Consider the following 8,742-nt stretch of genomic DNA (forward strand, 5'->3'; position numbering starts at 1 on the left):
TTATTTATATATAACGATACAGCAAGTACAGAACCGAATCGTTTTAACAGGTGAAATAAGTGACTCAGCAAGCAAATAAACAAACTAACGTCTGGTTAAGTCAGCACGAAGCGACCGTCAGCAACTACAAAGACTATGGTGTTTACCCTGTTGTTCTGCCATCAGAAGCGAAAGTGGGCGAAGCCATGCTGGAAGAATTACTGAAAACAGCAGAAGGCAAAGACGGCGATATTAACATTGCCCTGCTTGGCGGGCGCGGCGCTCAGGCTTTTCACCGTTTGCTGGGAGAAAAAGCAAAAAGCAGGGAACTGGATGATGTACTTGCACGGCTGAATGTATTTACACAGGATGCACTGGCCCCCATGAGCATGCAAAACAGCCTGAGTTTTGTGCGGGATTTCGAGCGTATTCTTGGCGATGCATTCTTTGCCAAAATCAAAAGCTTCACCCCCATGCAAACGGATCTTGAAGATGTACAGGCAGGCCTGGAAGATTACTTACAAAAGCTTGAACGCCTCGGCGGGCTGGACATTTTCTTTATCGGTCACGGTCCGGAAGACAATGCGGCGTCTCACCTGGCTTATATCAAGCCTTTCTCCGGCGCAAAAGCCTCACACATGGCAGGCCTCATTCCCATTTCTGCCAGTATTCTTGAGCACCACATCAGCAAATTTAAAGCAGGTGGCAGCGCAATCAGCCCGCAGGACGAAGCAGAGTGCCGGGCAGCAGGGATGATTTTAACCCTGGGACCGGCCGCAATTCTGGGTGCGAAGAAACTGGTTCAGTCAGTGGTGGATGCCAGCACCGCACCGGCCAAAAAGGTAACCTTCGCAAAGGTGCTGAACACATCCATCAGCGAAGACGAAACCACCGCACAGGCGCAGCTTGATGAGAACCCCGGTTTATGGTTCCGCCTGCACCCGAACAAAGTGTCTTTCGTGTTGCCGGATGTGCTTGAAGTTACACAATAATTAAACCGTCAGGTGGCCGTCTATACATGTTACTGCCGCGCCACCTACCTTCACCGCATCAGGCGTAATGTCGAGATGCACTCTGCCTGCCCGTCCCAGTTTTTGCCCCTGCGATGACAACAAACTTATTTTTTGTAAAAGAGGCATACGGTGAAATCGCATAAATGCCGCCACACTGCCATTACCGCTGCCACACACGGGGTCTTCATTTACGCCGCAGGCGGGTGCAAATGAGCGCACTTCAATGTCGGCACTTCCGCTGTCATATGCAGCAAATAAACAGGTTCCTGTTGCGCTTTTTTCACCGTCTGCGGCTGCAAGAGCAACATAGTCCGGCTTTGCCTGCAATACCGATTCCGGCGTAAATGCCTTAGCAACAATCCAGCGTGCCCCCACATCAACAAGCGCCGGCGTGACACTGCGGTCAATCTGACAATTCAGTGCTTTTTCCAGTTTCTCCACTTCGTCCTGCGTTAACAGCGTAATTTCCGGCTCCGGTAACGTAAAAGCAATATTCATAGGCTGACCGGCTTCCTGTGAAACATCGAGCGTAATAAGCCCTGCCGCACATTCCTGTACAATTTTACCGTCTTCCGGAGTGATCAAACCTGCTTCAAGTAATGCACTGGCTGTACCGATAGTGGGGTGCCCGGCAAATGGTAACTCACTGCCGGGGGTAAATATCCGCACCCGGTAGCTGGCCCGCTCATCCTCGGCAGAAAGTACAAAAGTGGTTTCAGATAAATTGGTCCAGTGAGCTATTGTCTGCATCTGCTGTGTTGTAAGCCCTGAGCCATCCATTACAACGGCAACAGGGTTGCCCTTAAATGGCACACTGGTGAACACATCAACTTGTTTAAATGCTCTTTTCATTATTTTACCTGATTGGAGGGGGTTTCTGACCGCAAACATTGCGGGCATCTTTTGCCCTATCGTACCTTACAAAATACATTATGTTCAGATAGGGTAAGAATAATCAGAACGAAAAGGCGAAGTGACTATGTGCGGATTCATTCAGCGGGTGACAGATTGCCCCGCAGTGATTGACCTGCTTGAAGAAGTTGGCTTAACCACCACACTGCCCTTGTTTAAGGAAGAAAACGGCGGGGTACTGAATTTCTATCCCGCCTTTGGTAAAAATCCGGCCCGTAAAATTACCAATCTGATAACAGCGCCTGACAACGTCATTGATGCGACCTGGTGGTTTGATGCCAGACCAGAGGGCGACGGGCTGGTTATTGGTGACCGTACTACTTTCAATGCGCGCAACCTCGACAGTCCTTTCTGGAAACAGGCGGTGCGCTATCAAAGAGGTATAGTTGTTGCCACCGCAGTTGGCGAGTCCAATCCGCGGGGAAAAGGGAAAGTGCACTACCTGATGGAAGCGCAGGGCGCCATGTTAATCGGTGCGGTGTACAGGCAGTTCGACAACGGCACGGCTGCCTGTGCGGTGATCACCAGGCCGCCTCATCCCCGCTTCAGCCAGTTTCACGAAAAATCTATTCCGTGCTTTTTGCCCCACAACCGCGACGCTGTGAACGCCTGGTTAAATGGCGGACCGGACGATCCCGTCGTCAGTGCCATTCTGGACGAACCCAAACTATACACCGGTCTCACCGTCAGTGAGGTGAAAACCTTTAAAGGCGGTGAGAAAACCGGTGACTCCTTCTTTCTGGCACCGTCCGGTGAGGATAATGTATGAGCCGGCACTGTCCGGCTTATTCACCAAAGGCTTTTTTGTCTGCGTCAGATAAGTCTGACCATTTCACTCTGTTATCCCAGCTTTCTTCGTAATGCTCTTCCGGAAAATCATCCGGCGATCTGCCTGCTTTAAAATCTTCAGCACAACGCCGTGCATATAAACGGTTTTTCTGACAACCCGGCGCCGCTGGAATATACATTACGTTCCCCCACCCCTGCTGGTTTTCAACCGGTTCTACGCCATGGATCACATCGCAGTGCCACCACACTGAATCACCCGGTGACATATCGGGGATGGTTGCCTTCGCCCGCAACAGCAAGCTGTGCCATTTCTCATCCACCGGCAACACTTTACGGGGTGATACACCACATAAACTGTCTTCCGGCACATCATCCAGCAACGGCCGAATAAGCAAATACGCCATAGCCGCCGGCACGGGAATGGTAAACAACACGCCCTGGTCCCGCTTAATATCACTTAATGCAGTCCAGCCCTGAAACGTTCTGAATGCCGAACATTTCGTTGTTCCGCCTTCATACTCATTCACAAGCGGTCGCCAGGCAGCATCCCAGGGGTCGTACTTATCAAAGTTGCCGTCCAGAATATGACGGAATACTTTCTGATACGCCGGTAATAACCACCTTTCCAGCGCACCGGAATCAGTGTGTGGTCCGAGACCGCCGGATGTCACGCCGGGCGGGCGGCGTCTTACACGGTCGGGGTAAATATAATTACAATCCGGATCAAACCATTTCCTGCCTTCCGATTCCGTTTTCCAGAATGCATTTAAAAATACCTGTACATCCTGCATGCGACTGCTGAGGCGCGCTTCCATCTGAGGTTTAGACCAGTAGATAGGAAATATTTCAGGACGGGACGCCGACAAGGTCCCGAAAAAGTCATCTCCCGGTCCCCGGTACTGATTATCAAAATCGTTAGATTCCACATAATCCACCAGCTCTTTGTCCCACTTTACGGCCTGTTCACGGGGAAAGTGCCCCCGTACCACCAGACATCCCCGTTGTTTTACCCGTGCCATCACATCCGCAGAGACCGTACCGGCGGCAATATCTTCATAGTTTGCTTCAGGCCAGCCTGTGTTGCCGTTTTGCATATCCTGTTCAATAGCCTGAATGTCTCTTTCCAGGCCCGCGACTATATTTTCCAGCAAAGCAGGCACATCGCCAATGCGCGCCCGCCATAGTTGTTTAGTGTCTTTAATGGCTTTTTCGATATCGTCGGGCAGATACGATTTAGACGTCGGTTCACTCACAGTACTTCCCTCGCGTTTTATGGATTATTAACCTCACAATTAAATAAGTAAGGTTTCCTAACTTGTTAAATTATACTAGTCTGGGCTTCGCATTGAGTAAAGACATTTTTTCATTTCGTTAACAAAACAGATTTAAAAGAAAGGAAGCAGCACACGATGTCAGCCAAGCCTGATCACCGGCCCGGCAGCCTGGCCATGCGCACAGACCAGCAGTTCTTTCAGTGTCTGGAGAAAGCGCAACGTTTGTCCCGTGCAGCCATAGCCAAAATGACCGGGATCTCCAAACCTACGGTGTCAGAATCTGCACAAAGGCTGACTGAAAAAGGCATCATTAAAACCGCATCTGAAATGGATAACGTGTCTTCAAAGCGTCCGTCGGTCATTTATGAAATAAACCCGGATTTCGGGGCCCTGCTCTCCCTCGCACTGGAAGAAAATGCCACCTGGATACGCATCACGGATTTTACCGGAGATACACTTTCTGAAGAGTATGTGACTTATCCCAAAGGGCGTTTGCAGGCAGATTTCCTGCAGGATATGTTCACTCTCACAGACAAAACCCTGGCGGCAACAAACGCACCGCTGCTCGCTACCGGTGTATCTGTGGCCGATCCTGTCAGTCCGGTTACCGGCAATGTGCTGGCCTTGCCTCACTCTCCTTTTCCGCTGGCGCACGGCCTTCAGTTTGCACAGCGGCTTGGCGATCGGTACCAGTGCCCGGTGACCGTCGATAACGATGTAAACTGGGCCACACTCATGGAATATGTAAATTCCGGATGTGAGAATTTTGCTTATATCCATCTTGGCAGAGGCATAGGCTGCGGCCTCACGCTTAACGGTAATATTGTGCGTGGTGCTGACGGTATGGCCGGTGAAATTGGTTATGTCAGGCTGGGCAGTGCGCCGCCGTTGCTTGAATCTCTGTATACTGAGCACTTTTATGAAATGGCGCTGACACCGGGCAAAGCACTGCCCGCGGATGTACTGAATGCCACCGGAAAAGTGGTGGCTGCTACCTGCGTACTAACCAACCCGGAAAAGGTGGTGCTCGGCGGTCAGCTTTGTCACCATCAGGCACTGCAAGCCTGCATTGAAGATGCACTGGCCAGTAATATTGCCGGTACAGCTATATCTGTTACCGCAGAGCCGGAAAAAGCACCGTTATACGGCGCATCTGCCGGTGCCAGAGAACTTGCACTGGAGAAACTGACTTTACGGGATCTCACCGCCCCTGCGCTGCGCGGTTACAGCCGGAACGTTTAATTTCATCTCACCTTGCACATGACACACTATTTTCACCATGACCGGATAGCCGGAACATGCATACAGGAACCTGCGGAATGAATACGCTTACAGTAACGCCGGACTTTTCGCCATGGCGTCAGGGACTGAAGGATGCCCTCCCCTTGTTCGGGGGTTATATTCCCGTAGCCATCTCCTTCGGCTTAATTTCAATACAAGCCGGTTTCAGCGTATTTGAAACCATTCTGATCTCAACATTTATCTATGCCGGCGCTTCACAATTTTTATTTGTAGCAATGGTGGCATCCGGTGCTCCCCTGCCACTCGTTGTGCTGATGACTCTGCTGATTAACGCACGCCATATGGTTTATGCACCGAACATTGCCAGGTACATGGATTCAGATAAACGCTGGCTTCCTTTGATGCACGGACTTACCGACCAGGTATTTGCGCTGGCACTGGTGCGCTTGCCACAACTCCCCAAAGCACACCGGATGGCATGGTATACGAGCTTAGGCTTGCTGGCATGGTTCAGCTGGATTGGCGGTACAGCGCTTGGCGCACTAGCCGGCGATACACTTACCCAACGCTGGCCACTTGTTAATGAGGCCTTGCCGTTCGCCCTGCCCGCCCTGTTTGCGGTATTGGTTGCCCCGCGCTGCAACAGCATGTTGTGGACCCCCACTCTTATCACTGCTGCGGCGCTGTCTATGCTGAGCAAAATAGCCGGTTACCCGAATGCAGCCATTCCCCTTGCCGCCTTAGCCGGCACCATCGTGTTTTATGCGATGAAGGCTATTCAACCGAAAGAGAGCCAGAAATGAGTCAGGAAATGTGGCTGACCCTCGTCAGTATTGCTGTTGGCACTTATTTAATCAGACTGCTGCCTTATTTGTGGATGCGCAAAAAGCTCGCTAAGCATGAAAACAATGAAACAACACCCGATTTGCCAGACTGGCTCACCGTATCCGGCCCGGCAATGATAGCCGCCATGCTTGGCAGCTCGCTGGTACCGGTACACCTCACCATCCCTTCCTGGACAGCAACGGTAGCAGGCCTGCTGGCAACACTGCTTGTGTGGTCGAGAACCCGTTCAATGGGATTACCCACTCTCACCGGCGTGGTGGTGTTCGGGGCCGTGAAGGTGGTTTTGGGGTGAGTGATCTGACTCCTTAGGGAGGATTAACCTTGCCGGAGTTTTAAGAAGAACTTTTAGTTTTTTTCGTCTGCCGGAATTGCCTGGAGGTGAATGAGCCTTTTAAATGGCAGGGAATGGTCTAGAGATCACATTTGTCGTTTGAGTTTAATGTTAGGTTTGAACTAAAAGCAAAGCATTTGCCTACCCACTATATTTTTTATTATTACTACGTTAGATCATTCTTTCGTAAACTTTGCCATTCAACAAAGTCAATAGATACGTTTTCATGCTCAACATGATTCTCGCTAATTGCTGTTTCAGGGCCGGCCTCAACACAGAAATCACACTGTACTTCCTTCAAGAGATGGGCTGCACTCCTGAACCGTTGTTTAGGAGTGCTTATGAAAAGCAAAAAATTCAAAGAGACTTGATTTACATCGGAATTCTTAAAGAAATTAAGATTTTAATGTTTTTCTTATTTCTAATTCAATATTTTTAAATTTATTATTCAAATCTTCTTTAGAAATAGATTTTGAACCGTCGGAGTGTAAACTGTACATATATGAATAACTGAATTCAGAAACACTTCCTGATTTAAATGGGTAAGTTTTAGCCAATACTGTTAATCCATCTACATCAAAAGAAAAGTAGACCTCCTCAGCCTCGGTTTTTCTTACATAGGATGCTTTGCTGTATCGCTTGAAAATTGAAAACACTTCATCTGGATTATATTCTGATTCTTCTTCAAATTGACTTATATCTCTCCCTTCAATAGTAAATGAAATCTTGCTATTTATGCTTGATAGATCTGAAACAATATCACTGGTATTTGTAAAGTGAGGGACGTCAATCATCAGAGCACTACCAGTTTTCACATTCACTAGGTCTGGTGTGGTTACTTGAATGTTTAGGAAATCCTCATTTTCCTCTACATCAACCTCATAGGTTACGAATTGCTTTGACATAAAGCATCCATTACCCTGTACTATGCAATTCGCATAAGTCACGGTTATTTTGTTACCTTCAACTTCTGTATATCTGCCCCGTTTATAGCTTGAACTTCCATTTTTCCAACCATAACCCCGAAGACCAGAACTTCGATTAATACTATCATTAATTTTATTCAGCACTGTCTGCTCAGAAATGCCCCCGAACTCTTTTGATATCTTGAATTGTAATTCTGAACTTTGAAGATTTGTTTCTGCCACTTCGTAGCTGGGATTAAGGGTAGATTTACATCCGGAAATGAGTATTGTTGATAAGGTTAAGAATGCGACTGACTTTATATGTTTCATTAATTCTTCCTGAATTTACGACTATGAACTTTCTTTGTACTATGTAAGCTCCTAATAATATTGTTCAATTTCCCCACAGGTCAATGCAAAGTTTTTGAAAAGATTATTAAGTAAAGCATCACAAAGATTTAGTTTGATTGTAATTAACTTTATTAAATTGATGTCCAAACTCTCTAAATTTCCCTTCTCTTTAAAAAGTCATTGGTTAGATCGCAGGTTGTTATAAGCGAGATCAATTTTTACATCATATCGCTGAAATGTTTAATCGCTTTTATTCTTCGATTACTCAGACCATGGTATCTGCACTGGAGCGAAAAAGATTTCCACAAGTTATCTCACTTCATGAGATAATGGATGTTACAATTAAACTTAAATAAAATTTAAACTCTAAGATTTATCTACTTTTTGTGGTTGCGATATGGAAATTAATGAAGAATATTTTAACAAAAAAATGGACAAGATAGATAAATTTTTTATTGAGAAAAGCGTTCCTATCCATGCTCGACCAGTACAAGTTGTTATTGAATTTTACAAAGAGCTCAAAGTAAGCGGCCCTCTTTTTGGAGGCAGCTTGAATACTAGCGAAAAGCCAATAAACACATCAAATTTGACTAGCCATGTAAATGACTGGTATCAACTTCGCTATGCAAATAAGCTAAATGTCGACATGACTCAATCAAAATTTCCAATTCTACTAAATGGAGATGTTTTTGAAGTCCGTGTCCCTCTAGTTTTTGGAAAGGTTTTAGTTGCGTGCATTAAAGGTAAAAATGCGAGTAAGGGTCTCCTTAACCCTCTCGATATGATTGTCGATCTAACAGATCATATCAGGAACGGTATGACGAGCCGAGAAACTTCAATGCTGCAGGTTTATTTTGAGACGTGCTTAGTTACAGCTTTAGCCATAAAAAACGTCAGGAATAATGATTTAATTTTTTCAGCTTATAAAGACTCATTTGTAAGTTGTGAGACCTTGATAAGTAATCCCAAGAGTCCTGAATTGTCAGCGTGGCATGCAGTACAATTTGCGGAAAAAATCCTTAAATACTTTATAAGTCTAAAGCAGGCCCGAATTCAGATAATAAGTGCACCACTCATGGTTAACGGGTGATAGATGATCA

Annotated in this window: 9 protein-coding genes; 6 read left to right on the forward strand and 3 right to left on the reverse strand. The window is 46.8% G+C overall.

All coding sequences use genetic code 11. The features are described from left to right. Positions 1–59 precede the first annotated feature (59 nt). Positions 60–971 carry a hypothetical protein gene (locus AC4PME_RS18415; protein ID WP_491046668.1) on the forward strand — a complete coding sequence of 304 codons (912 nt, stop codon included), beginning with the start codon at positions 60–62 and terminating at the stop codon, positions 969–971. Here AC4PME_RS18415 and AC4PME_RS18420 read toward each other — a convergent pair whose 3' ends face one another. Next, positions 972–1,844, reverse strand: a complete 873-nt coding sequence (locus AC4PME_RS18420; RefSeq protein ID WP_491046667.1) for a PhzF family phenazine biosynthesis protein — start codon at positions 1,842–1,844, stop codon at positions 972–974. Positions 1,845–1,971: 127 nt separating this feature from the next. On the opposite strand from AC4PME_RS18420, the gene AC4PME_RS18425 reads away from it, so the two are divergent. Continuing rightward, positions 1,972–2,673 (forward strand): SOS response-associated peptidase family protein, encoded by a 702-nt coding sequence (locus tag AC4PME_RS18425; protein ID WP_491046666.1) that lies wholly within the window; start codon positions 1,972–1,974, stop codon positions 2,671–2,673. Positions 2,674–2,689: 16 nt separating this feature from the next. On the opposite strand, the gene AC4PME_RS18430 is transcribed toward AC4PME_RS18425, so the two are convergent. After that, a complete protein-coding gene (locus tag AC4PME_RS18430; RefSeq protein WP_491046665.1) occupies positions 2,690–3,946 on the reverse strand; it encodes a YbiU family protein in 1,257 nt (418 codons plus the stop codon). 156 nt (positions 3,947–4,102) lie between these two features. Here AC4PME_RS18430 and AC4PME_RS18435 point away from each other — a divergent pair, with 156 nt between their 5' ends. The 3 genes from AC4PME_RS18435 to AC4PME_RS18445 all read left to right on the forward strand — a co-directional run bounded on the left by AC4PME_RS18435 (position 4,103) and on the right by AC4PME_RS18445 (position 6,347). After that, positions 4,103–5,209, forward strand: coding sequence for an ROK family transcriptional regulator (locus AC4PME_RS18435; RefSeq protein WP_491046664.1), 1,107 nt, complete (start codon positions 4,103–4,105; stop codon positions 5,207–5,209). Positions 5,210–5,286: 77 nt separating this feature from the next. Further along, positions 5,287–6,012 (forward strand): AzlC family ABC transporter permease, encoded by a 726-nt coding sequence (locus AC4PME_RS18440; protein WP_491046663.1) that lies wholly within the window; start codon positions 5,287–5,289, stop codon positions 6,010–6,012. After that, positions 6,009–6,347 carry an AzlD domain-containing protein gene (locus AC4PME_RS18445; RefSeq protein ID WP_491046662.1) on the forward strand — a complete coding sequence of 113 codons (339 nt, stop codon included), beginning with the start codon at positions 6,009–6,011 and terminating at the stop codon, positions 6,345–6,347. The genes AC4PME_RS18440 and AC4PME_RS18445 overlap by 4 nt, the downstream gene beginning before the upstream one ends. Positions 6,348–6,781: 434 nt before the next feature. Here the strand turns inward: AC4PME_RS18445 and AC4PME_RS18450 are convergent, their stop codons facing one another. Then, the gene (locus AC4PME_RS18450; RefSeq protein WP_491046661.1) at positions 6,782–7,621 is read right to left on the reverse strand and encodes a hypothetical protein; all 840 of its coding nucleotides are present in this window, start codon (positions 7,619–7,621) and stop codon (positions 6,782–6,784) included. A gap of 418 nt (positions 7,622–8,039) precedes the next feature. Here AC4PME_RS18450 and AC4PME_RS18455 point away from each other — a divergent pair, with 418 nt between their 5' ends. Further along, the gene (locus tag AC4PME_RS18455; RefSeq protein WP_491046660.1) at positions 8,040–8,732 is read left to right on the forward strand and encodes a hypothetical protein; all 693 of its coding nucleotides are present in this window, start codon (positions 8,040–8,042) and stop codon (positions 8,730–8,732) included. Positions 8,733–8,742 lie beyond the last annotated feature (10 nt).

Source organism: Alteromonas sp. (assembly GCF_984505615.1).

What these genes read in the sequence shown, in the direction of transcription:
- AC4PME_RS18420 (WP_491046667.1), bottom strand. Translation starts at nt 1,844, where the DNA reads ATGAAAAGAGCATTTAAACAAGTTGATGTGTTCACCAGTGTGCCATTT.
- AC4PME_RS18425 (WP_491046666.1), top strand. Translation starts at nt 1,972, where the DNA reads ATGTGCGGATTCATTCAGCGGGTGACAGATTGCCCCGCAGTGATTGAC.
- AC4PME_RS18435 (WP_491046664.1), top strand. Translation starts at nt 4,103, where the DNA reads ATGTCAGCCAAGCCTGATCACCGGCCCGGCAGCCTGGCCATGCGCACA.
- AC4PME_RS18440 (WP_491046663.1), top strand. Translation starts at nt 5,287, where the DNA reads ATGAATACGCTTACAGTAACGCCGGACTTTTCGCCATGGCGTCAGGGA.
- AC4PME_RS18445 (WP_491046662.1), top strand. Translation starts at nt 6,009, where the DNA reads ATGAGTCAGGAAATGTGGCTGACCCTCGTCAGTATTGCTGTTGGCACT.
- AC4PME_RS18450 (WP_491046661.1), bottom strand. Translation starts at nt 7,621, where the DNA reads ATGAAACATATAAAGTCAGTCGCATTCTTAACCTTATCAACAATACTC.
- AC4PME_RS18455 (WP_491046660.1), top strand. Translation starts at nt 8,040, where the DNA reads ATGGAAATTAATGAAGAATATTTTAACAAAAAAATGGACAAGATAGAT.